The organism is Mycobacterium sp. 050272, from assembly GCF_039023525.1.
Classification (GTDB): Bacteria; Actinomycetota; Actinomycetes; order Mycobacteriales; family Mycobacteriaceae; genus Mycobacterium.
On the sequence record NZ_JBCHKV010000008.1, the window covers coordinates 230,600 to 251,880 of the forward strand.

The following is a 21,281-nucleotide window of genomic DNA, read 5'->3' on the forward strand; positions in this document are numbered from 1 at the left end:
TCAGCGAATCGACTGCAGCTGGGGCGATCGGCCCGGTGTATCGTTGTCTGCCAAGGTAATTGCCTCGGCAAGCAGTTCGGCCAACTGGCGCGGGTACACGGTCTGGCCCGCAGCCACCAGTTCGGCGATGTCGTTGGCGTCGCACCAGCGGTGGCAATGGATGTAGCGACGTTCCAGCTCGGTCCGGCCCGTGCACACCGGCTCGAATCGCCGAGCGCGACGCACGAAGAAGAACTCCTCGCTGTCAATCAACGCGCCGTTGAACTCGAAGACCTCGTCGCGCCGCCAAATCGGCCCCACCATCTCGGCCGCTTCGACCTGTAAACCGGTCTCTTCGGCCAACTCCCGCGCGGCGGCCTCGGCCAGCCGCTCACCCGGGCGCACCTCGCCGCCCACCGTGAACCACCACCGCGGCGCCGATTCCTCGATCGCCGGATCCGAACCGCACAGCAACAGCACCGCGCCGGCCTCATCGAGTAACACCACCCGCGCCGAGGTCCGGTGTTTGGGCACCCCGTGCGGGGTCTGCGCCAGCGCGTGCGGCCGCTCGACGATCTCGAAATAGCTTGGCAGCGCGGCTGTTCCACCGAGCCGAAGGGCACGAACCGGGCCCCGCGCCCCCAGCGCCAGCGTGTCACGGACCGCGTCGTTGTGGAAGCGACGAGCCAGCAGCAGCCGGGCTTCGGCGTCGGCCAACTCGGCGATCAGACCGGCCGGCAGCGCCGCGGGATCGACCATCGCCAGTGCCGCCGACAATTCGTTTTCGGCGTTCTCCCGCGAGTGCCGGGGTGCTCGCTCGGCGGCGTCGGCCAACGCGGCCAGCCGCCGGCCTTCGGCTGAGCCGCCGTAGGCGTCGATCGCGACGGCACGCGCCACCACCGCGCGCCGCGCCAGCGCGCTGTCGAGGGCTTGCCAGGACAGGTCGTAGCGAATGTTCAGGCGGTTCAGCCGCTGCGCTGTCTGGATCGCCCAGACGCCGATCGCCGCAAGTATGGCGATCAGTACGACCAACAGGACGATGACGACGAGCGGCCAAGCCATCAGCCCGCCACCTGAACCTTGACGCCCGAGCCGGCGACCGTCTCATACACCCGCACGATCTGGTCGGCCACCACCGACCAGTCGTAGCGGGAGACCACTTCGCACGCCGCGGCCACGTAACGCTCACGCAGCGCGTCGCTTTCGAGCATCTCGATCAGCCCGTCGGCCAGTCCCGAGGCGTCGCCGACCGGCACCAGTCGCCCGGCGTCACCGTCGTGCAGCACGCGCCGGAAGGCATCCAAATCGCTGGCCACCACCGGCGTGCCCGCGGCCATCGCCTCCACCAGCACGATGCCGAAACTCTCGCCGCCGATGTTGGGCGCGCAATAGACGTCCGCACTGCGCATCGCCGACGCCTTTCCGGCGTCGTCGACCTGGCCGAGAAAGCGCATGTGCTTCGCCAAATCGCCTGCCTTGGCGCGTAATTCGTCCTCATCGCCGTGCCCGACGACCAGCACCTGCAGATCGCCGAAGCGGTCCACCACCCGCGGCAGCGCCTCGAGCAGCACCTCCATGCCCTTGCGTGGCTCGTCGAAGCGGCCCAAGAACAACACCGTCTTGCCCGGCCGCGGATAGCCCTGCAGCAGCGGCGCGCAGGCAAGTGCGGCGACGTCGACCCCGTTCGGGATCTCCACCGCGTCGGAGCCGAGTGCCTCCATCTGCCAGCGCCGGGCCAGGTCGGACACCGCGATGCGGCCGACGATCTTCTCGTGCCAGGGCCGCAGCACGCCCTGAAAGACAGACAGCGTCAGCGATTTCGTGGTTGAGGTGTGAAAGGTGGCCACGATCGGGCCCTCGGCGATGCGCAGCGCCCACATCGACAGGCTGGGGGCATTCGGTTCGTGCAGATGCAGCACGTCGAAGTCACCCTCGGTCAGCCAGCGCCGAACCCGGCCGTGGACCGCGGGGCTGAATTGCAGCCGCGCCACCGACCCGTTGTAGGGAATCGGGATGGCCTTACCGGCCGAGACGACGTATTCGGGCAGTCTGACGTGTGGCGACGCGGGAGCCAGCACACTGACGTAGTGGCCCCGCTCACGCAGCACCTCGGCCAGCTGCAGCACATGCGATTGCACCCCACCCGGCACGTCGAACGAGTAGGGACAGACCATCCCGATTCGCATCAGGCTTCCTTCAACCGGGCACGTCTGTCGTCGGAGAGGTCGGCCAGCCACTGCGGCTGTAGCATGTGCCAATCCTCGGGGTGGGCGGCGATGTTGATGGTGAATCGATCGGCCAGCGCCTGGGTGATGGTTCGGACATCCCCGCTGGAACAGTCCAGCGGCGAAAATATCTCGACGGGCCAGGCGTCGGGCTCATTCCAGCAGTGTGCCGGGCACAGCGCCGCCCCCGTTGCGATCGCGAGCTTGGCCGGCCCGGCCGGCATCCGGGTGGGCTCGCCGAAGAAGTCGACCTCGACGCCGGTGCGAGTGAGATCGCGCTCGGCCATCAGGCACACCACCCGGTTGGCCCGCAGCCGCTCGCACAGCACCTCGAAGGCCGGACGGTCGCCGCCGGACAGCGGCAGCACCTCGAAGCCAAGACTTTCCCGGTAGGCGATGAAACGCCGGTACAGCGACTCGGGTTTGAGTCGCTCCGCGACCGTGGTGAAGGTGCCGCGCGTCTGCGCCAGCCACAGCCCGGCCATGTCCCAGTTGCCGCTGTGCGGCAGCGCGAGCACCACACCCCTACCGGCGGCCAGGGCCGCGTCGATATTGTCGGCTCCCACGAACGTCTCATCGACGCGGCGGGCCAGCGCGCGATAGTCCATCGACGGCAGCCGGAAGGCCTCGCGCCAGTAGCGCGCATAGGACTCCAGCGACGCCCGCATCAGGCTGTCCGGTACCTGGGCCGGCGGCACGCCGATGACCCGGGCCAGGTTTTTGCGCAGCTGGTCGGGACCGCCGTTGCGGGCGGCGTAGCGCGCCCCGGTGTGGAATATGTTGCGCGCGGCAAACTCTGGGACAGCGCGCACCGCCATCCAGCCGGTGGCGTACGCCCAGTCGCTCGCCGTCCTGGTGAACGCCTCGCGCGGCGCGGTGAGTGCCTTCAAGCCGGATGGAGCGGAGATCACGACGGGCTCGTTTCACCGCTTGCCTGCGCCGGCGGCAGGGAGTCGGCGGCACCGGGCGAGGTCCGCACCGCGTGCAAGCGCTGCACGCAGGTGACCACGCTCGCCGCCGCCAGCACCCACATCGCCACCGGCAGCGCCGGCGGCCAGGCGACGAACGGAAAGTCCGACACACCCGCGCCGACCAGCACGATGATCAGCCGTTCCGGTCGTTCGATGATCCCGCCGTCGCCGCGCAGTCCGCTGGCCTCGGCCCGGGCCTTGATGTAAGAGATCACCTGCGAGGTGACCAGGCAGATCAACGTCGCCGCCGCCAGCGGTTTGTCATGCAGCCCGAAGACGATCCACCACAGCAGCCCGCTGAACACCGCGCCGTCACTGACGCGGTCGCAGGACGCGTCCAGCACCGCGCCGAATCGGGTGCCGCCGCCACGCTCGCGGGCCATCGCACCGTCGGCCATGTCGAAGAGCACGGCGAACCAGACCACACAGGCGCCGGCGAACAGCTTGCCCATCGGGAACAACGTGAGCGCCCCCGCCACGGCAACGACGGTGCCCAGGATCGTGACGGCGTCCGGCGTCAGGCCCACCCGCAGCAGCGCCCTGGCCGTCGGGGTGGTGAGCCGGGCGAACGCGGCCCGGGACAGGAAGGGCGCCTTACTCATTGCTGTTTAGCCCACTCCGTCGCCAACAACTGACGCGTCTCGCGCAGCAACTGCGGGATCACCTTCGCGCCGCCGACGATCGTGATGAAGTTCGCGTCGCCACCCCAGCGCGGCACCACGTGCACGTGCAGGTGTTCGGCCAGCGACCCGCCCGCCGATGTCCCCAGGTTCAGGCCGACGTTGAAGCCGTGCGGCCGCGAAACGTTCTTGATCACCCGAATGGCCTTCTGGATGAAGGCCATTAGCTCCGCGCTCTCGGCGTCGGTGAGGTCCTCGATTTCGGACAGCTTCCGGTAGGGCACCACCATCAGGTGCCCGGGGTTGTACGGGTAGAGGTTGAGCACGGCATAGACGAGTTCGCCGCGCGCGACCACCAGACCTTCTTCGTCGGGCAGTTGCGGTATGTCGGTGAACGGTTCCTCGGGTTTGCCGTTGTCACGCTTGGCCGGCGCCTCGGCCAGGTACGTCATCCGGTACGGCGTCCACAATCGCTGCAGGTGGTCACGCTCGCCGACACCCCTGTCGAGAATGCTGTCCTCGCCGCGATCGGCGCTGTCCTGCTCACTCACCGCCGGCTACCTTCACCAGTTCTTGTGTGGGAGCGGCATTCTCGCGGTCGGCAATCCACTTCACGATGGTATCGACCGCGGCGTCAACCGGCACGCCGTTGATCTGGGTGCGGTCGCCGAAGCGGAAGCTGACCGCCCCGCCCTCGACGTCGCGGTCGCCGGCCAGCAACATGAACGGGACGCGCTGATTGGTGTGATTGACGATCTTCTTGGCCATCCGGTCGTCGCTGCTGTCCACCTCGACCCGCACCCCACGCGAGCGCAGTTGCGCGGCAACATCTTCCAGGTAGGCCGCGTGTTCGTCGGCGACTGGGATGCCGACCACCTGAACCGGCGCCAGCCACGCCGGGAAGGCCCCGGCATAGTGCTCGGTGAGAATGCCGAAGAATCGCTCGATGGACCCGAACAACGCCCGGTGGATCAGCACCGGCCGCTGTCGCGATCCGTCCGACGCGGTGTATTCCAGCTCGAATCGGTCCGGCATGTTGAAGTCGAGCTGGATCGTCGACATCTGCCAGCTGCGGCCCAACGCGTCCTTGACCTGCACGGAGATTTTCGGCCCGTAGAACGCCGCGCCACCGGGGTCGGGAACGAAATGCAACCCGGAGGCCACGGCCACTTCCCGCAGCACTTCGGTGGCCTCGTCCCACATCTCGTCAGAGCCGGAGTACTTCTCCGGGTCCTTGGTGGACAGCTCCAGGTAGAAGTCGTCGAGCCCGTAGTCGGCCAGCAAGTCGAGCACGAAGCGCAACAGCGAGCTCAGCTCGTCGCGCATCTGCTCGCGCGTGCAGTAGATGTGCGCGTCGTCTTGGGTCATGCCGCGCACCCGGGTCAGGCCGTGCACCACGCCGGACTTCTCGTAGCGGTACACGCTGCCGAACTCGAAGAGCCGCAACGGAAGCTCGCGGTACGAGCGTCCGCGGGACCGATAGATCAGGTGGTGCATCGGGCAGTTCATCGGCTTGAGGTAGTAGTCCTGCCCGGGTTTACGTACCGAGCCGTCCGCGTTGAACTCCGCGTCCAGGTGCATCGGCGGGTACATGCCGTCGGCGTACCACTCGAGGTGGCCCGAGGTGATGTACAGCTGCTCCTTGGTGATGTGCGGGGTGTTGACGAACTCGTAGCCGGCCTCGATGTGCTTGCGCCGCGAGTATTCCTCCAGCTCGCGCCGGATGATGCCGCCCTTGGGGTGGAAAACCGCCAGCCCGGAGCCGATTTCGTCGGGAAAGCTGAACAGGTCCAGCTCGACGCCTAACTTGCGATGGTCGCGCCGCTGGGCCTCCTCGAGCAGCTCCAGGTGCTTGTCGAGCGCCTCTTGTGACTCCCACGCGGTGCCGTAAATGCGTTGCAGGCTGGCGTTGCTCTGGTCGCCGCGCCAGTAGGCGGCCGAGCTGCGGGTGAGCTTGAACGCCGGGATGTGCTTGGTGGTGGGGATATGCGGCCCGCGGCACAGGTCACCCCAGACCCGTTCGCGGGTGCGGGGATTGAGGTTGTCGTAGGCGGTGAGTTCGTCATCAGAACCAGGGGGGCCCACCTCCATGATGTCGGGGTCGCCGGACTTGTCGTCGACGAGTTCGAGCTTGTAGGGCTCGTTGACCAGTTCCTCGCGCGCCGCCTCCCTGGATTCGTAGACCCGCCGGTCGAACAGCTGGCCGTCCTTGACGATCTGGCGCATCTTCTTTTCGAGCTTTTCCAGGTCCTCGGGGGTGAACGGCTCCGCCACGTCGAAGTCGTAGTAGAAGCCGTCCGCGATGGGCGGCCCAATCCCCAGCTTGGCCTGCGGGAACAGGCTCTGCACGGCCTGGGCGAGCACGTGTGCGGCCGAGTGCCGGATGACGCTGCGGCCCTCGTCGGTGTTGGCCGCGACCGGGACCACCACGGCGTCGGCGTCGGGCACCCAACTCAGGTCGCGCAGCTTGCCGTCGGCGTCGCGCACCACCACGATCGCGTCGGGCGTGCCCCGGCGTGGCAACCCCGCCTCCCCGACCGCGGCGGCCGCCGTGGTCCCGGCAGGAACCCGGATCGGGGCTTGCGGCGATCGCAACCCCGGCGCAGCCGGGTGCTGCGGGTCGCCGCCGTCTGCTCCGGGGACGGACTCTGCGGGGGCGCTCATCTGCGGTGGTCTCCAAGGTTTCTACGGGACGTGATCGGCGATTAATTCAGAGCCATGCTATCGGGGCGGACCTCGCAGAACCCACGGCGTTGACGGCTGCGTGGCCCCGCCGGTGCGCCATCAGGGCTGGCCCGGCTTGAGTTTTACGAACAACGCCTCGGCTTCGGCCAGCAACGTGTCACCGTCGGTCAACTTGCCCGACACGAAGATTTTTCGGCCGTCCACCTTGTCGATGCCGGCGTCGAACTGCAGCTCCTTTTCGATCGGCACGATGTGGCGGTAGTCGATCTTGAGGTAAGCGGTGCGCTGGCGCGGGCTGCCGGTAAGGACCGACGTCGTCAGGCCGAGCACGGTGTCGAACAGCATGCCCAACGAGCCGCCGTGCACCGCGCCGTTGCGGCCCAGGTGGAATCGCGCGAAGCGGGCCCAGCCCGCCATCCGGCCATCCTCGGTCTTGTGCGCCCCGATCGGCACGGTCAGAATGTTGCCGCGCAGCGGCAGGTCCATCCGGCGGCCCGACGGCGACGCCCATTCGTCGGCGTCGTATGGGCTCAGCAGTGCGGACAGCTTCTCCAGCGTGTCCGCGGCCTCGGTGATGACCTCGTCGGGCGCGTCGACGGCGCGGGCGTGATCTTGCAGCCTGCGCACCGCGTCGATGAACCGGCCGTAGTCGGGGCCGCCCTTGGTCGTCGGTTCGGGTGGGTTGAATCCCCCGCCGGGGTGTTTCTGATGCTCGCCGGCCACCAGAACACCGTATTGCGTGGACTGTTACTGCGCTCCGGCGGCCGCCATGGTCTCGAACTCCTCGTCGGAAAGCGTGATCTCGGCGGCGGCCACGTTCTCCTCCAGATGCGCCACCTTCGATGTGCCCGGGATCGGCAGCATCACCGGCGAGCGCTTCAGCAGCCAGGCCAGGGCCAGCTGCGACGGCGACGCGTGGTGGTCGGCGGCGATACGCTGCAGCGGGCCGTCGGCAGCGGCCAGCGGCCCGGCCGCCAGCGGGAAGTACGGGATGAAGCCGATCCCCTGCTCGGTCGCGACGTCCAACAGCGGCTCGGCCCGGCGAACCGTCAGGTTGTACATGTTCTGCACCGACACGATCTCGGTGATCTGCAGCGCCTCTTTGAGCTGGTCGACGCTGACCTCGGACAGGCCGATGTGGCGGACCTTGCCTTCTTGCTTGAGCTTCGCCAGCTCGCCGACCTGGTCGGCTAACGGCCACTTGGGGTCGACGCGGTGCAGCTGCAACAGGTCGATGGTCTCGACACCCAGCCTGCGCAGGCTCATCTCCGTCTCCTGGCGCAGGTAGGCCGGGAAGCCCATCTCGACCCAGACATCCGGACCGGTTCGCAGAAACCCGGCCTTGGTGGCGATCACGATGTCGTGGTAGGGGTACAACGCCTCGCGGATGATCTCCTCGGAGATGTAGGGACCGTAGGAGTCCGCGGTGTCGATCAGGTCCACGCCGAGTTCGACGGCGCGACGCAACACCCGAACGCACTCGTCGCGGTCAGCCGGCGGGCCCCACACGCCCTTACCGACTATGCGCATGGCCCCGAACCCGAGGCGATTGACGATCAGATCGCCGCCGAGCGTGAACGTTCCGGACGCAGCGGCAACAGTTTTCGAGTTTTGTGTGGTCACGATTACGACCGTACGCTCGGGCGGGTGGACTTAGCCGCACTCGAGAAACTTCCGCTGACATACTCCGAGGTCGGTGCCACCGCGGCCGGTGACCAGCCCGCCGGGTACCACTATCAACACGTCGAGCGCCAGATCGGCACGGGCCGGCCACGATTCGAGCAAGCCGCCGAGGCAGTGCTGCACTGGGGGATGCAGCGCGGGTCGGGGCTGCGGGTACGGGCGTCCTCCGAGGTCGTTGTGCAGGACGCGGTGGTGGTGGTGCGGCTGGGCTTTCTGCCCGCGCCGTGCCGCGTCGTCTATGTGGTCGATGAGCCCGACATCCGCGGGTTCGGCTACGGCACCCTGCCCGGCCACCCGGAATGCGGCGAGGAACGCTTCGTCGTGCGCCGGGACCCCGCCACTGACGCGGTCTTCGCCGAGGTGTCGGCGTTCTCCCGGCCGGCGACATGGTGGAGCAAGGCGGGCGGACCGGTGGTGAAGATCGGCCAGCGGCTGATCGCGCAGCGCTACCTGCGTGCCGTCTGACCGCTACGCGCCCCAGCGGGCCAGCAGCCAGTGGGCGCCACTGCACATCCCGTCGATGACCGCGGCCACCGACGCGTCGTCGCGGATCATGCCGACGCCCTGACCGGCATCGACCGGGGCGATCCGGCGGTCGTCGGCGTCGATCGCGGCGGCCAGCTCGTCGCAGGCCGGCGCGTCGAGCGTGTCCTCTTTGCCCGCGTAGCGCGCGACGAACTCATTGCGCAACACGCGTGACGGGAACCGCGCCGGCCACGGCAGACCATTGGCGACGTCGAAGGCCCGGGTGACCGCGGTGTCGGTGGACCGGGCCGCGATCAGGGCCTCGCGGCAGCCGTCGCCGGTCAGCGCCTCCGGACAGGCCGCCAGGCGAGTGCCCACCCAGGCGCCGCTGGCCCCGGCGGCCAGCACCGCGGCCAGGCTGCGCGCCGAGGCGATACCGCCGCCCGCGAGCACCGGCACCGACACGGCGTCCAGCACGTCGTCCAGCAGCGGCAGCGTGCCGAGCTTCGTATCGCCGTGCCCGCCACCCTCGCAACCGCGCGCGACCAGAATGTCGACGCCCGCGTCGACTGCCTGACGCGCTCCCAGAGCGTCGTAAACCTGTGTGGCAGTGGGGATTCCGGCGGCGTGTGCCTTATCGACCCACGACCAGTCGGTACCGAAACTGACCGACAGCAGTGCGGGCCGCGCGGCCAGGGCATCGTCGAGCAGCCCGGCCTCGGTGCGCATCACCCAGTCGACCAGCCCGATTCCGAATCTGCCGTCGGCGTGGCGCAGTTGGGCGGCCAGCAGCTCCCTGGTCGCGACACTGCCCATGCCGATCATGCCCAGACCGCCGGCGGCGCTGACCGCGGCGGCCAGCCGGCCGCCCGCGACGCCGCCCATCGGAGCGTTGACGATGGGCACCCGCAGGCCCAGCTCGGATGACCAGGGCGTGGATAGCATCGCTACTAGTGCGATTGGCCGGGGATGCTCTTCAGCACGGTCAGCATGATCACCGAATCCTCGACCGCGTGCAAGGCATGGCGCTGCGGCGGGATCGCGACATGGTCGCCGGTCTTACCGTCCCAGGAATCGCTGCCGGTCGTCAGGCGCACGTGACCCTGCAGCACCTGCAGCGTCGCCTCGCCGGGACTGTCGTGTTCGGACAGGTCGTGGTCGGCGAGCAGGGCCAGCACGGTCTGCCGGAGTTCGTGGTCGTGGCCGCCGTGGATGGTGTGTGCGGCTCGGCCGCTGTGCGACTGCCGGGCTTCGGCCAGCTTTTCGGTGGCCAGGCTGGTCAGCGAGATTGATTCCATTCCTACGTCCCCTCGAGCGGCGGTGGGCTGACGATCGGCCCTCGGCTATCACGCGGTCAATAGCAGTATCCCCGCCACGATCAACGCCACGGTTTTGACCACCTCCAAGGCGATATAGGCGTAGTGGGCGCGGGAGCGGGGTGCGTCCAGCCCGGCCAGCACCTGGTCGGAGCGGCGGGTCAATTGGGGCCGCACCACGACCAACTGGATCGCCAGCGTCGCGAACGCGACAGCGAACGCGACGCCGATCCGCATTGGCATCGGACCGTCCACCACGACCGCCAGGATGATGATCGCGAACGCGACCTCGACGGTGTTGAGCGCGCGGAAGACCAGGCGCCCGATGCCGAGCCCGATCTGCAACGTGACGTTGGGCGCCCGAAACTTCAGCGGCGCTTCCAGGAACGAGATGGCCAGCACCATGCCCAGCCAGACGAAGGTGACCGCGACGGCGACCGCCATTTCGGTGTTCACTCTCAGGCCTCCCGCAACTCGAAGTGTGCGACACACAGATCGCGCTTCCACACAATCGACGGCGACCGGCGCCCCCCAGGTTTCCAGCGTTGCCTGCATGAGCCCGAGGCGGACCGACTGACCGCCGTCGCGATCATCGCGCGCAACCCGGATCAGCGGGCGTGGCTGTGCGAGATGCCCGACGCCGTCTCCACGCGGTGTTTGATGCCGAGCAGCAAACCCCGCGTGCCGAAGGCCACCACCGGCCTGGCCAGTTCCATGGCGAACACCGCGCCCGGTCGACGCAGCGCGATCCTGACGCGGGAAAGGAGCCGCACCCGGTCCTCCCAGTGCGGCTGAACGTGGAACGACCACACCACATCCGAGACCGGATTCGATGTCGTGGCATGGAGCACCAGGTACTTCTCCGGCACGATCTCAGTGACGCTGAACGTCACCCCATCGGGCTGACCCAGCCAGCCCTGGGGAGCCAGGCGAACGGTGTCTGCCACCGCAAGTTGTTGCCATTCCGGGTGTACTCGATCGGTGTGGTGGTAGCCCAGACCGATCGCGTTCATCACGCCCTCGCAGCCATAGAAGCCGGCGCGGTCCTGGCCCATCTGCAGCAGCCATGGCCAGACCGCTGCCGTGGGAGCGTCGATGTAGATCGCTTCGGTTGACTGGATGGCGGGATCGGCGACCAATCTGTCGCCGGGCAGCTGCATCCGGCATTCCGATTTGGTTGTGCCCCAATTGCGGTAATAACGTCGGGCGCCGTACAGCAACGCCAACAGCGCCGCTGTCCTGGTGATCGGTCCGATCAGATGCGTCATGCCGTGCCCACCGAATCTTGCCGCGAATGGTTCGCCTTACTGGTCGATCTGACCACGTGTGATTGCGCGCCGGTAGGGACCGAAGTCCCCTTTGCCCGGCATCAGCGCACGCCCAGCGCGGATTCGAGTTCGGCAAGGCATTGCTCCGTCAGCGGTATCAGCGTGTCGATATCCGACACGACGTCGCGACCAGCCGCGTAGCCGAATCCGATGCGGTCGGAGTACGAACAGGTCGTGACGTTGAGCGCCATCCCGTCGTACACCGTCGACACCGGAAAGATCTCCTCGATATGCGCGCCGTTCCAATACATTTCAGCCTGAGGACCCGGCACGTGTGATATCGGGATGTTGAATCCCGTCCGTATCTTCGGCGTGAACGGCAGCAGCGGAGAAATGACGGTGGCCGCGATACTCGCCGCATTCGTCAGTAGTGATGCCGCCGATCCCCGTTTCCCGACCCACCGTTTACCCTCCGCCATCGACCGGTGAATCAGTCGCAATCGTGCGATCGGGTCATCCAGATTTGTTCCCAACGGGCACAGCCAAAGACCGAACATGTTGCCATGCTGGTCCTTTGACGGGTCAACGTTGCGATCGCGCACCGTGATCGGGCAGACCCCGACCAATGACTGTTCGGGTATTTCACCGCGACTACCCAACCAGAGCCGCACAGCTCCGGCCACCATGGCGGTCACCACGTCGTTGGCGGTGACACCGGCCGTCTCTTGCACAGCCTGGATACGATCCTTGGCCCAGCTGCCCGCGCTGACCGCCCGCTCGGTCCCCAGCCGCCCGTTGAATCGGGTGTAGGGCGCCCCGAAGGGCCACCCGGTCGTGTAACCGACGAGGCCGTCCAGCAGCGTCGACAGCTCACCTGTGACGACTCGTTCGATCAGTCCGACGCCCGACGCCGTGGTGTCGATCACCGTTCGTAGCGGCGCGGTCAGACGAGACACCAATCCCGGCGACACGGGCGGGGACGAGGATCCGTCGCGGTGATCGGCGTAGAAGGGCGGCATCGACCGCCGCTTCGGATCACTGCTCAATGCGTCGGCGATCATCCGGAGACCGGCTACACCGTCGATCAGGGTGTGATGCACCTTGATGTAGAACGCGAATCGACGATCCTCGAGACCATCGATCAGATAGGACATCCACATCGGACGGGACCGGTCGAGGCGTTCTTCATCCAGCTCGCCGATCAGCCGCCAGAACGCGTCGTAGCCGCCGGAGACGTTGCGGCGCAAGCAGTGTCGGCTCACATCGAGCCGCTCACTGTCCCGCCACACCCAGATGCCGGCGGTGTCGATACCACGATGCGGGTATCTGCGAAGCCGGGGATCTATCGATCCGTTCGCGGCGAGTGTTTCCCGATACAGTTCGTCGACATAGCCGGGTCCGACACCCGCCGGCGGCGACAGGATCAGCACGGCGCCAGCATGCATGGGGCTCGACACCAACTCCGCGGCCATCATCGCCGCATCCAGCGGATCCAGCGGATGCATCTCAACCTCCGCAACTAGGCAGGGCGGTCGCGCTGCGTGGCGGTTCCGTCCAGCAGGCCGGACTGCAGCAATGCCTCCCACACAAACCGCTGCACGGGCTGTGAGCGGAAGAATCCGGTGTGACCACCGCGATACCAGACGATCTCCGGTTTACCCCAATGCTGCCAGAGGCGGGTCACCTGCTTGCGGGGATGTACCACGCGGTCGGCGATGCCGGCGTAGATGAAGCGGCCTCTGGTGGGCACCAGCGGAGTGAGCGACAACGGCGAGACCATGCGCCCGATGGGTTCGGCCAACTCCATCGTCTGCCGGCGAGGGTCGTCGTGACTGAGGCCCGAATGGCGCCCCAACAATTCGACCAGGTCTGCCACGGGCACACCGAGAATCGCGCAGGTGAGCCCCTTGTCGAGGCTGGCCACCAGCGACGCGATGTAACCGCCGAGCGAAAGGCTGTTCAACCCGATCAGCGATTCGGGCTCCTCTAAGCGAATCCAGGACAACAACCGCCGGATGTCCCACACCGCCTGAGCCGTCGCATGCACGTCGTCGAGCACATCCTCGCCCGGGAACACGGCCCCCTTGGGCAAGCCGCGCGCTCGGGGCCCATGCATCGGAAGAACCGGCATCACCACGTTGAGTCCGAGTTCGTCGTGCAGTTTCCACGCCCGGAATAGAGCGAGATCCAATGCAGCACGACCCATTTCGGTGCCGTGGATACACACCAACCAAGGGCGAGGCTGCGGATGGCGCAGCAGCAGCGCGTACTCGCGATTGTTCGCGGTGTAGCTCATCCATCGTTGCGCACCCGGTTCACCGGTACGCGGTGCGTACCCACTGTCGAAGAAGATGCGCTGAAATGAGCGCCTGCGCCCTTTCACCCTCCGGATCTCGACGTCGGAAAGCACTGGTGGCTCACCGAAGAACCCTCTGGGCTTTTCCAGCCATCCCTTGTCCCCGTAGAACTGGACCGCGTCGATCACCTCGCGGGTGATCCGCTCGAACACATCGGGGCGGCTGATCGGGCGGCGCGCCTTCAGGCCCACCAAGACGACCTCGTCGCGAAAGGCTTGCGCCGTCAGCGCGATGGTGGGCCGCGCGATCGGGAGTTCGTCCGACGCACGACCGAGGTAGTCGCGCCACGATCGGGTGACGTACTGACCGGTATGCACGAAAGGGGTGATCGCTTCCACCAAGGCACCACCGGGCGCGCTTCGATGAGAAGCGGCCGGCTGCTGTGGGTCGTCGCCGGTCGGCGTTGCCATGACCGCACGCTAACACCGGCTCGGCTGCGTCCGTTAGGGACCTAGGGCCCGTCGCAGATCCCGAAAGTCCAGCTGGGACAAAGGACTTTAGTCACTCGTGCTGACCCCCGAAACGTCGTACCGTCGTGGGCGTCCGCAAGACTTTGTTTTCGAGTAGGAGTGGGACCATGACAGAGGCACCGGCAAAACCCGAGCCGCGCTGGGCCGAACTTTCTGACGACGTGCTCGAGTCGGTCGAAAACGGCCGCAAGCAAGCCATTGACGCGGTACGCAAGTTCGTCGATCAGATCAGCCCTGTGCTTCCGGAGCAGTCGCGACGCAAAACCGTTGTCGACGCCGCACTGGACCTGGCAGAGGAATTGACCACCGCACGAATCGAATTCTTCCGCAGTGTGGTGCACAGCGCCGCGGAGGCGACGAGTAAGTAGCGGCTGGATAAGGTGTTGGCCGGGCGGTTGCGATCCAACTGCCCGGCCAACGGCGTCCTCAGCCGGCCGCGCGCGACCTTTCCACCTGCCTGCGAAGGCGGGCCGCAAATGCCGCGGCACGCTCCAGGTCATGGTCATTGGGCCGGTCCCGGTTGATCCCACCGATGAATCCGAACGGCCCGACCGTGTCCCACCCGCGGCTGGAAAATGAACCGATCACGTCAAAACCCTTTGCTTCGAGCATTTTCCGCACCGGTTTGCGGTAACCCATGAGTGGAATCTCGCGGGCGCCGCTGGTGAAGAAGGTGAAAGCCCGGACATGGTGCACGCCCGGCAGATGGCGAATCAGGTTACGCAACCTCGCATCGACCGCCATGTAGTAGATACCGGACCCGAAGCCCACCAGGTCATAGCCGCCCAGCGTCGCGGGGTCGGCCGTCTCGGGGGCGATCACCTCGCAGTCGAGCACCTGCGCCATCCGATCGGCGATACGGCGGGTGTTGCCATGTGATTTCGACGAGCAGATGATCAGTGCCTTCATGGGGCCGACTTCCTTCCACAGAATTGTCCAGACGCTTCCATGCTGTGTCGCCGCCCAACTGCCGGTAAGGGCGGAAAGCCACGAGGACCCGGGGCGTTGGTCACTTGTCGACGTGGCGCAACCCCACCGCGGGACTTAAGGCCCTTATCAGGGGGCTAATGACTCTGGCGGGCTCGCCCTCCCCCTTCATACGTTGACCAGCAGCAGACGAAGACACAACAGCAAAGGTGCGACATGCGATCCGAACGTCTCAGGGGCCTGGTAAAGGCGCAAGGCCCGTTCGCCTCGGTGTATTTCGACGACTCGCACGACACGGCAGGAGCGGTCGAGCAACTCGAAGCGACGTGGCACGAAATCCGCAAGCACCTCGAAAACTTGGGCGCGGGAACGGAACTCATCGGCACGCTCGAGGACGCGGTGCGCAACCACCGCCCCGCGGTTGGTCGGCGCGGCAGGGCGGTGATCGCGACCAGTGACCACGTGCTGATCGACGAACAACTCAGCAGCCCACCCCCGAGCACGGTGGTTCGCTTCTCGGATTACCCCTATGTCCTGCCGCTGATCGAGGGTGAGATGCGGCAACCGGTTTACGTGTTCGCCGCGGTCGACCACACCGGCGCCGACGTCAGCCTCTACGACGGCACCACCGTCACATCCAGTCGCGTCGAAGGCGCCGGATACCCGGTGCACAAGCCCGCCACTGCCGGCTGGAACGGCTACGGCGACTTCCAACACACGACCGATGAAGCTATTCGGATGAACTGCCGCGCGGTTGCTGAGCACTTGACCCGGCTGGTGGACGACGCCAACGCCGAGGTGGTATTCATCAGCGGTGCGGTTCCGGCGCGCGCAGATCTGCTTGCCGAATTGCCGGAACGAGTCGCCGCACGGGTCTCGCAGTTGCACGGCGGGGCTCACAAAGGCCGCGCCGACGAAGACGAGGTCCACGAGGCGACCTCGGCGGAGTTCGCTCGGCGTCACGGCCTCGAAATGACAGACATCGCAAGCCGATTCGCAGCCGAAATCGGGCGCGGATCCGGCTTGGCCGCTCAGGGACTCGCCGACGTGTGCGCGGCACTGCGGGACGGCGACATCGACACACTGATCATCGGCGAACTGGCCGATACTGTCGTGGTCACCGGCCAAGCGCTCACCACGATTGCGCCCGATGCCGACGCGTTGTCCGAACTGGGCGAACCGGTGGAGCGCATCGCACGGGCCGACGAGGCGTTGCCGTTCAGCGCAATCGCGGTCGGCGCCTCGTTGGTCCGGGCCGACGACCACATCGCACCGAACGACGGAATTGCCGCGTTGCTGCGCTATGCCGCGACCGACCGCCTTGTCGGCCGGCGACCCTAGGATCGGGTCGATCGCCATGATAGACAAGGAAATCCGGGTGGCCGTCGGGCCGGCATCCGTTGCCGGTCAGCTGACCATTCCCCCGCATCCCAAGGGCGTCATCGTGTTCGCGCATGGCAGCGGTAGTAGCAGGCACAGCCCCCGTAATCGCTATGTCGCCGAAATACTCAACACGGCCGGGTTCGCCACGGTGCTTTTCGACCTGCTGACACCCGAAGAAGAACGCAACCGCTCCAACGTCTTCGACATCGGGTTGCTCGCACACCGGTTGATCCACGTCACGACCTGGCTGGCCGCTCAACCCGATACCGCCTCACTGCCGGTGGGGTACTTCGGTGCCAGCACCGGAGCGGGCGCCGCCCTGGCTGCGGCCGCGCACCCCGGTATCAAGGTCGCCGCGGTGGTGTCGCGGGGCGGGCGGCCCGATCTGGCGGATGGATTGCTTCGCAAAGTCGAGGCTCCGACCCTGTTGATCGTCGGTGGGCACGACGAGGTGGTCCTGCAACTGAACCGCAAGGCGCAGGCCGCGATCCCGGCCGAGTGCGAAGTCGCTGTGGTTCCCGGTGCGACCCACCTGTTCGAGGAACCGGGCACGCTCGAGCAGGTCGCGACCTTGGCCCGCGACTGGTTCTTAGGTCACCTCGATCCGGCGGCGTCCTAGAGTTTTTGAAAGCGGCGGTCCCGGTAAGGGTAGGAGGAGGCCGGGACCGCCGCGGCATTCGGTCACTGGCCTGCTTCAGTGGTGCAGGCCCGTGACCGGCTCGTGGGTGCTGGCTTGAATATCGGTGGACGTCACGGCAAGCAGCTGATTGGCCAAGTCGGACAACGCGCGCGCAATCGCGAGTTCGTCACCGATCCGGGTCACCGGCTCGTCCGCCGGATCGAGTCGTGCCAGCCCAATCCCGACGAACTTCCTGCCCGCCAACGATAGTCGCGCCTTGGCCCGGGTCCGCTCTTCGTGTTCTTCGATCAGCACGTCGACGCGGCAACTCTTGTTCGTGTCGTCACTGTCTTTCGACATCAGCAGTCGTCCTGTCTGCCCAGCTGGCACCTCGTTGATCGATGTATAGATGACCATCACCGGCCGGGTGCGAAGTAGGGGCGGAAGTCCCTAGTCGCAAGGTAGTTTGTAGTTTGCACCGGCCTTGCTGCTGCGCCTTTCGGCCGGGTCGACGAATGAATCGACAGACAAGAAATGTTGAACTTAATCGACATTATTGCTGGTTTTAATCGACAATTTCCCTGGCATATATCGATGTACCCCTAGGGTATGTGCCGTGTCCGACCCCTCGGCCTACAGCGGGTACGCGCATGCCTCGCGCGGCCGCCGGGCGTCGCACCACTCGGGAGACGACCGCGAGAAGGCCATTCTCGCCACGGCCGAGCGGCTCTTGGAAGAGCGGCCCTTAGCCGACTTCTCCGTCGACGATCTGGCGAAAGGCGCGGGCATCTCCCGGCCCACCTTCTACTTTTATTTCCAGTCCAAGAATGCGGTGCTGTTGTCGTTGCTGGACCAGATGAACACCAAGGCGCATGCGGCCCTCAAGTCGCTGCGCGCCAGGCTGACCGGGGATCCAGCCACGCTGTGGCGCGAACGAATCGAGGCGTTCTTCGCAGTGTCGGGATCGCACCCGGCGGTCGCCGTGGCCGGCGCCTCGGCCAAGTCCACCAACCCCGAAGTCCGGGCGTTGTGGTCGACGCTGATGCAGACGTGGATCTCGTTCACCACCAACGCGATCAACGCCGAACGTGAGCGCGGTGCGGCGCCGGACACCATCGGGGCCGAGGATCTGTCGATCGCGCTCAACATGTTGAGCGAACGGGTGATGGCCGCGACGTTCACCTCCGAGGAACCGTCGATCCGAGAAGATCGGGTGATCGACACGCTGGTGCACATCTGGCTGGCCAGCATCTACGAAGACGGCAGCGCCGCTGCCGGGCACGCCGCCCTGGCGCTACGGGCCACTACTCCGTTTGCCGACTACCCGCTCGGCGCGACCTAGGCTCTCGTCGATCAATCGGTCGACGGCACCGAAATAGGCTGGCGACGGCGGCTTCCCGGCCAACTCGGCAATCGCCCGCTGCTCACCGAGAACGTCTGCCGCACTGAGGTTCTCGGCCATCCGCGGAGCATGTACCGCCAACCCGGCGAGCAATTCGCCGCACTGGGAGCCCGCGACCACGGTCCGCCGAGCCAGGGTTCGCAGCGTGTCCCATTCGGCATGCCAGGCACCATCGGGACGTTCGTCGTTGGCCAGTGCCGCCGCGGTGTGCAGGGTCGCGGCCAGCTGCGGTGCCGATAGCGCGGCGCGCCGAATCAAGATGGACAGCACCGGATTGCGCTTGTGTGGCATCGACGACGAATCGCCCCGCTGCTCGGCGGCCGGCTCGCTCAGTTCGCCGATCTCCGGGCGAACCAGAACAACGACGTCCGAGGCGATCCGGCCCCAGCTATCGGTGCACGCGAGGAAGGCATCCGCCACTGCGGTGACCGGCGTCCGGACGGTATGCCACGGCGTTCGCACGGCCAGCCCCAAAGCGGCCGCGGCACTGTGCACCACCCGCTGCGCTACCTCAGCCGGGTCGGTCGCGTCGGTGAGCAGCGCCGCGAGTTCCGTGGTGGCCGACCATGTTCCGACGGCACCGCCGACCTGGATCGGTGTGGTCAGATCACCCAGCCGTGCATAGGCGTCGACCACGCCGGTGCACCATCCGGCTACCTTGGCGCCGAACGTGATGGGCGCGGCCCGCTGGGTCAGTGTGCGAGCCACCATCGGGGTGGCCCGATGCGTGTTCGCAAGCGCAATTAACGCCCAAACCTGGTCACGCAGCTGCATTCTCAGCTCAGCAGCGATGTCGCGCAGGCCCAGCATCAGCGCGGTGTCCACCACGTCCTGGCTGGTGAGTCCGCGGTGAATCCATGGACCGATACTGGGTTTGGCCCGCCGGCGCAGCAGCTCGACAAGAGCGACGATCGGGTTGCCGCTGTCCTCGGCGGCGACCGCGAGCGTCTCGACGTCCTGCTGGTCCACCAGGTTTGACAGGTCGGTGCCGGCGGCGTCGGCCGGCGCCACGCCCTCGCTGGCCAGCGCGCTCAGCCAGGCCGATTCCACCGACACCATCGCGCGCAGCAACCCCTGATCGGTCAGGTGCTCGCCGGCCCGGTGATCACCCGGCCACAGCAAATTGGTCATCGCCCCGGACCCCGGTAAGCCAGAAACACCGTCTCGCGCGGACCCTGCAGGCGGATGTCGAACCGGTAATCCGTTCGGCTTTCCGGGATGCACAACAACGATGCGCGTCGTTCGGCGTCGACGGTGGCCAGCGCCGGATCGGCGCCCGGGTCCGCCCCGGGCAGATACGCGCGAGTGAACAGCCGGTCCAACAAACCGCGCGCGAAGACGGTGAACGCGAAAAACGGCGGGTTTGCCGGCACCACAGTGGTGAAACCGTAGTGCCCATCGGCATCCGTTGCGGCCCTGCCCCATCCGGTGCACCCGTCGCCGGCTTGCCAGAGTTCGACCAGGGCATCGGGCACCGGTGTACCGTCGCCGTCGTACACCGTGCCGTGCAGCCGGATGGCTCCGGCATCCGAATCCTTCACCAACTCAGCGGCGCAGGGCAGTCCGAGATGCAGGAAGGGACCGACGGTTTGCCCTGGCGTGCAGCCTAATTCAGTCATGTTCGGCTCCGGCCCAGGAATCGCCGGCCAGCACGATGTCCCATCGATAGCCGGTCGCATACTCCGCCTCGGTGAGGCGATGGTCGTAGGCGGCGATCAGCCGTTGGCGCGCAGCGGGATCTACGACCGATTGGAAGATCGGATCCAAATCGAACAGCGGGTCTGCCGGGAAGTACATCTGGGTGACCAAGCGCTGGGTGAACGCGGTACCGAACAGCGAGAAATGGATGTGCGCCGGGCGCCAGGCGTTCTGATGATTGCGCCACGGGTAAGGACCGGGCTTGACGGTCAAGAACCGGTAGGTCCCGTCGGGCCCGGTCAGGCAGCGGCCGGCCCCGACGAAGTTCGGGTCCAGCGGAGCCGGATGTTGGTCGCGCTCGTGACGGTAGCGGCCTGCGGCGTTCGCCTGCCAGATCTCGATCAGCTGCCCGGCCAGCGGTCGTCCGGACTCCTCGAGCAGCCGCCCGGCCACGATGATGCGTTCGCCGATCGGCTCGCCCGGGTGGCCGGCCGTTAGGTCGGCGTCGCACGGGTCGACGTCACGCTCGCCGAAGCACGGTGCGCTGCGCTCGAGCTCGTCGGGATCCACCAGCAGCAGAGGTTGTTTCGGGTGGCGCAGCGCACTGCTGCGGTACGGCGGATAGTCAAGCCTCGGCTGGGTGTCCGCACTGCCGGCGTGCCGGGCCGCGATGTCGGCGATCTCCGCCGTGATGTCATCCTGCGACGCGACGCGCTGGGGTGCGGCCCTCACGAAGCGTGACGCTACTCGCCAATGGCCCCCGAGCTACAGAGCCCGTACCAGCGCGGCGCGCCCTTTGGTCCGAAGCTTGTGCACCGCGGAACCACGGTATTGCGTGATTTTGGCGTTCATTTTGTTGCCCAGCTCCTCGAGCTCGGCGTCGGTGATCTTCACCTCGGGAGGGGCGGGGATCATGTCTCGTTCCTCCTCATCGGCGTGGGCCTCGAGCACCGTCTTGAACGAATTCCATTCATCCTCGTAACCGGGCGCGGTCTGCGGGGTTTTGAGGAGCACCGAGAGCTGGTCTATCACCTGGCGGTGCTCGGCGTGTGCCACCGCGATCAGCTTCGAGGCGGCGCTCAGCGCCGGGTAATAGAGGTCGTCTTCGATGCGGAAGTGGATGTCGAGTTCGATCAGCATCTCGTCGAAAAGTGCATGGCGCTCTTCGCTGTTCACCGGCGCCTCGCTGATCTTGCGGCCGAGGCCCTTGATCACGACGTGGTGGTCTTTCAACACTTCGTACGCGTTCACGTTGCTTCGATCCCTTCGATCC

23 protein-coding genes and 2 pseudogenes are annotated in these 21,281 nt (G+C 66.7%); 5 read left to right on the forward strand and 20 right to left on the reverse strand.

Annotated features, from left to right (window positions below):
• The 8 genes from AAHS21_RS17805 to AAHS21_RS17840 form a co-directional block, all read right to left on the reverse strand.
• On the reverse strand, positions 1 to 1,041 hold the full coding sequence (locus AAHS21_RS17805; protein WP_342928911.1) for an NUDIX domain-containing protein: 1,041 nt from the start codon (positions 1,039 to 1,041) through the stop codon (positions 1 to 3).
• Complete coding sequence (locus AAHS21_RS17810) at positions 1,041 to 2,165, reverse strand: glycosyltransferase family 4 protein (RefSeq protein ID WP_342928912.1); 1,125 nt, start codon at positions 2,163 to 2,165, stop codon at positions 1,041 to 1,043. The genes AAHS21_RS17805 and AAHS21_RS17810 overlap by 1 nt, the downstream gene beginning before the upstream one ends.
• Positions 2,165 to 3,115, reverse strand: a complete 951-nt coding sequence (locus AAHS21_RS17815) for a phosphatidylinositol mannoside acyltransferase (RefSeq protein WP_342928913.1) — start codon at positions 3,113 to 3,115, stop codon at positions 2,165 to 2,167. Before AAHS21_RS17815 ends, AAHS21_RS17810 begins: the two co-directional genes overlap by 1 nt.
• Entirely contained in the window at positions 3,112 to 3,777 is a 666-nt protein-coding gene (pgsA, locus tag AAHS21_RS17820; protein ID WP_342928914.1) for a phosphatidylinositol phosphate synthase, read from the reverse strand. The genes AAHS21_RS17815 and pgsA overlap by 4 nt, the downstream gene beginning before the upstream one ends.
• Positions 3,774 to 4,346, reverse strand: a complete 573-nt coding sequence (locus tag AAHS21_RS17825; protein WP_342928915.1) for an HIT domain-containing protein — start codon at positions 4,344 to 4,346, stop codon at positions 3,774 to 3,776. Before AAHS21_RS17825 ends, pgsA begins: the two co-directional genes overlap by 4 nt.
• Entirely contained in the window at positions 4,339 to 6,459 is a 2,121-nt protein-coding gene (gene thrS / locus AAHS21_RS17830) for a threonine--tRNA ligase (RefSeq protein WP_342928916.1), read from the reverse strand. The genes AAHS21_RS17825 and thrS overlap by 8 nt, the downstream gene beginning before the upstream one ends.
• Before the next feature lie 120 nt (positions 6,460 to 6,579).
• The gene (locus tag AAHS21_RS17835) at positions 6,580 to 7,206 is read right to left on the reverse strand and encodes a PaaI family thioesterase (protein WP_090601456.1); all 627 of its coding nucleotides are present in this window, start codon (positions 7,204 to 7,206) and stop codon (positions 6,580 to 6,582) included.
• 21 nt (positions 7,207 to 7,227) lie between these two features.
• Positions 7,228 to 8,103, reverse strand: coding sequence for an aldo/keto reductase (locus AAHS21_RS17840; protein ID WP_342928917.1), 876 nt, complete (start codon positions 8,101 to 8,103; stop codon positions 7,228 to 7,230).
• Between the two features lie 24 nt (positions 8,104 to 8,127).
• On the opposite strand from AAHS21_RS17840, the gene AAHS21_RS17845 reads away from it, so the two are divergent.
• Positions 8,128 to 8,628, forward strand: a complete 501-nt coding sequence (locus tag AAHS21_RS17845) for a DUF1990 domain-containing protein (RefSeq protein WP_342928918.1) — start codon at positions 8,128 to 8,130, stop codon at positions 8,626 to 8,628.
• A gap of 3 nt (positions 8,629 to 8,631) precedes the next feature.
• On the opposite strand, the gene AAHS21_RS17850 is transcribed toward AAHS21_RS17845, so the two are convergent.
• From AAHS21_RS17850 to AAHS21_RS17875, 6 genes are all read right to left on the reverse strand, one after another.
• The gene (locus AAHS21_RS17850; protein WP_342928919.1) at positions 8,632 to 9,573 is read right to left on the reverse strand and encodes a nitronate monooxygenase; all 942 of its coding nucleotides are present in this window, start codon (positions 9,571 to 9,573) and stop codon (positions 8,632 to 8,634) included.
• A gap of 5 nt (positions 9,574 to 9,578) precedes the next feature.
• On the reverse strand, positions 9,579 to 9,926 hold the full coding sequence (locus AAHS21_RS17855; RefSeq protein WP_342928920.1) for a cupin domain-containing protein: 348 nt from the start codon (positions 9,924 to 9,926) through the stop codon (positions 9,579 to 9,581).
• Positions 9,927 to 9,974: 48 nt separating this feature from the next.
• A complete protein-coding gene (locus tag AAHS21_RS17860) occupies positions 9,975 to 10,400 on the reverse strand; it encodes a hypothetical protein (protein WP_342928921.1) in 426 nt (141 codons plus the stop codon).
• A 152-nt stretch (positions 10,401 to 10,552) separates the two neighbouring features.
• A complete protein-coding gene (locus AAHS21_RS17865) occupies positions 10,553 to 11,212 on the reverse strand; it encodes an SRPBCC family protein (protein WP_342928922.1) in 660 nt (219 codons plus the stop codon).
• 101 nt (positions 11,213 to 11,313) lie between these two features.
• Positions 11,314 to 12,717 carry a wax ester/triacylglycerol synthase family O-acyltransferase gene (locus tag AAHS21_RS17870; protein ID WP_342928923.1) on the reverse strand — a complete coding sequence of 468 codons (1,404 nt, stop codon included), beginning with the start codon at positions 12,715 to 12,717 and terminating at the stop codon, positions 11,314 to 11,316.
• Between the two features lie 14 nt (positions 12,718 to 12,731).
• Complete coding sequence (locus AAHS21_RS17875) at positions 12,732 to 13,979, reverse strand: hypothetical protein (RefSeq protein WP_342928924.1); 1,248 nt, start codon at positions 13,977 to 13,979, stop codon at positions 12,732 to 12,734.
• 167 nt (positions 13,980 to 14,146) lie between these two features.
• On the opposite strand from AAHS21_RS17875, the gene AAHS21_RS17880 reads away from it, so the two are divergent.
• Positions 14,147 to 14,407: a hypothetical protein gene (locus tag AAHS21_RS17880; RefSeq protein ID WP_342928925.1), complete on the forward strand. Its 261-nt coding sequence runs from the start codon at positions 14,147 to 14,149 to the stop codon at positions 14,405 to 14,407.
• A 58-nt stretch (positions 14,408 to 14,465) separates the two neighbouring features.
• Here AAHS21_RS17880 and AAHS21_RS17885 read toward each other — a convergent pair whose 3' ends face one another.
• Positions 14,466 to 14,948, reverse strand: a complete 483-nt coding sequence (locus AAHS21_RS17885) for a flavodoxin family protein (RefSeq protein WP_342928926.1) — start codon at positions 14,946 to 14,948, stop codon at positions 14,466 to 14,468.
• 234 nt (positions 14,949 to 15,182) lie between these two features.
• On the opposite strand from AAHS21_RS17885, the gene AAHS21_RS17890 reads away from it, so the two are divergent.
• Both AAHS21_RS17890 and AAHS21_RS17895 read left to right on the forward strand, forming a co-directional pair.
• Positions 15,183 to 16,307 carry a hypothetical protein gene (locus tag AAHS21_RS17890; protein WP_342928927.1) on the forward strand — a complete coding sequence of 375 codons (1,125 nt, stop codon included), beginning with the start codon at positions 15,183 to 15,185 and terminating at the stop codon, positions 16,305 to 16,307.
• 16 nt (positions 16,308 to 16,323) lie between these two features.
• A pseudogene (locus AAHS21_RS17895) lies at positions 16,324 to 16,968 on the forward strand (alpha/beta family hydrolase); the annotation flags it as partial.
• 75 nt (positions 16,969 to 17,043) lie between these two features.
• Here the strand turns inward: AAHS21_RS17895 and AAHS21_RS17900 are convergent.
• Positions 17,044 to 17,328: a DUF1876 domain-containing protein gene (locus AAHS21_RS17900; RefSeq protein ID WP_342928928.1), complete on the reverse strand. Its 285-nt coding sequence runs from the start codon at positions 17,326 to 17,328 to the stop codon at positions 17,044 to 17,046.
• 256 nt (positions 17,329 to 17,584) lie between these two features.
• Between AAHS21_RS17900 and AAHS21_RS17905 the strand changes: the two are divergent.
• Positions 17,585 to 18,229: pseudogene (locus AAHS21_RS17905) on the forward strand (TetR/AcrR family transcriptional regulator); the annotation flags it as partial.
• Between the two features lie 33 nt (positions 18,230 to 18,262).
• On the opposite strand, the gene AAHS21_RS17910 reads toward AAHS21_RS17905, so the two are convergent.
• Genes AAHS21_RS17910 through AAHS21_RS17925 form a run of 4 tightly spaced genes read right to left on the reverse strand, consistent with a single transcriptional unit; the run spans position 18,263 to position 21,259 of the window.
• The gene (locus tag AAHS21_RS17910; RefSeq protein WP_342928929.1) at positions 18,263 to 19,501 is read right to left on the reverse strand and encodes a lyase family protein; all 1,239 of its coding nucleotides are present in this window, start codon (positions 19,499 to 19,501) and stop codon (positions 18,263 to 18,265) included.
• The gene (locus AAHS21_RS17915; protein WP_342928930.1) at positions 19,498 to 19,989 is read right to left on the reverse strand and encodes a protocatechuate 3,4-dioxygenase subunit alpha; all 492 of its coding nucleotides are present in this window, start codon (positions 19,987 to 19,989) and stop codon (positions 19,498 to 19,500) included. Before AAHS21_RS17915 ends, AAHS21_RS17910 begins: the two co-directional genes overlap by 4 nt.
• On the reverse strand, positions 19,982 to 20,740 hold the full coding sequence (gene pcaH, locus AAHS21_RS17920; RefSeq protein ID WP_342928931.1) for a protocatechuate 3,4-dioxygenase subunit beta: 759 nt from the start codon (positions 20,738 to 20,740) through the stop codon (positions 19,982 to 19,984). The genes AAHS21_RS17915 and pcaH overlap by 8 nt, the downstream gene beginning before the upstream one ends.
• 33 nt (positions 20,741 to 20,773) lie before the next feature.
• On the reverse strand, positions 20,774 to 21,259 hold the full coding sequence (locus AAHS21_RS17925; RefSeq protein WP_342928932.1) for a hemerythrin domain-containing protein: 486 nt from the start codon (positions 21,257 to 21,259) through the stop codon (positions 20,774 to 20,776).
• Positions 21,260 to 21,281: the final 22 nt, after the last annotated feature.

What these genes read in the sequence shown, in the direction of transcription:
- AAHS21_RS17870 (WP_342928923.1), bottom strand. Translation starts at nt 12,717, where the DNA reads ATGCATCCGCTGGATCCGCTGGATGCGGCGATGATGGCCGCGGAGTTG.
- AAHS21_RS17900 (WP_342928928.1), bottom strand. Translation starts at nt 17,328, where the DNA reads ATGTCGAAAGACAGTGACGACACGAACAAGAGTTGCCGCGTCGACGTG.
- AAHS21_RS17810 (WP_342928912.1), bottom strand. Translation starts at nt 2,165, where the DNA reads ATGCGAATCGGGATGGTCTGTCCCTACTCGTTCGACGTGCCGGGTGGG.
- AAHS21_RS17885 (WP_342928926.1), bottom strand. Translation starts at nt 14,948, where the DNA reads ATGAAGGCACTGATCATCTGCTCGTCGAAATCACATGGCAACACCCGC.
- AAHS21_RS17865 (WP_342928922.1), bottom strand. Translation starts at nt 11,212, where the DNA reads ATGACGCATCTGATCGGACCGATCACCAGGACAGCGGCGCTGTTGGCG.
- AAHS21_RS17880 (WP_342928925.1), top strand. Translation starts at nt 14,147, where the DNA reads ATGACAGAGGCACCGGCAAAACCCGAGCCGCGCTGGGCCGAACTTTCT.
- AAHS21_RS17875 (WP_342928924.1), bottom strand. Translation starts at nt 13,979, where the DNA reads ATGGCAACGCCGACCGGCGACGACCCACAGCAGCCGGCCGCTTCTCAT.
- AAHS21_RS17805 (WP_342928911.1), bottom strand. Translation starts at nt 1,041, where the DNA reads ATGGCTTGGCCGCTCGTCGTCATCGTCCTGTTGGTCGTACTGATCGCC.
- AAHS21_RS17855 (WP_342928920.1), bottom strand. Translation starts at nt 9,926, where the DNA reads ATGGAATCAATCTCGCTGACCAGCCTGGCCACCGAAAAGCTGGCCGAA.
- thrS (WP_342928916.1), bottom strand. Translation starts at nt 6,459, where the DNA reads ATGAGCGCCCCCGCAGAGTCCGTCCCCGGAGCAGACGGCGGCGACCCG.
- pgsA (WP_342928914.1), bottom strand. Translation starts at nt 3,777, where the DNA reads ATGAGTAAGGCGCCCTTCCTGTCCCGGGCCGCGTTCGCCCGGCTCACC.
- AAHS21_RS17890 (WP_342928927.1), top strand. Translation starts at nt 15,183, where the DNA reads ATGCGATCCGAACGTCTCAGGGGCCTGGTAAAGGCGCAAGGCCCGTTC.
- AAHS21_RS17850 (WP_342928919.1), bottom strand. Translation starts at nt 9,573, where the DNA reads ATGCTATCCACGCCCTGGTCATCCGAGCTGGGCCTGCGGGTGCCCATC.
- AAHS21_RS17910 (WP_342928929.1), bottom strand. Translation starts at nt 19,501, where the DNA reads ATGACCAATTTGCTGTGGCCGGGTGATCACCGGGCCGGCGAGCACCTG.
- AAHS21_RS17915 (WP_342928930.1), bottom strand. Translation starts at nt 19,989, where the DNA reads ATGACTGAATTAGGCTGCACGCCAGGGCAAACCGTCGGTCCCTTCCTG.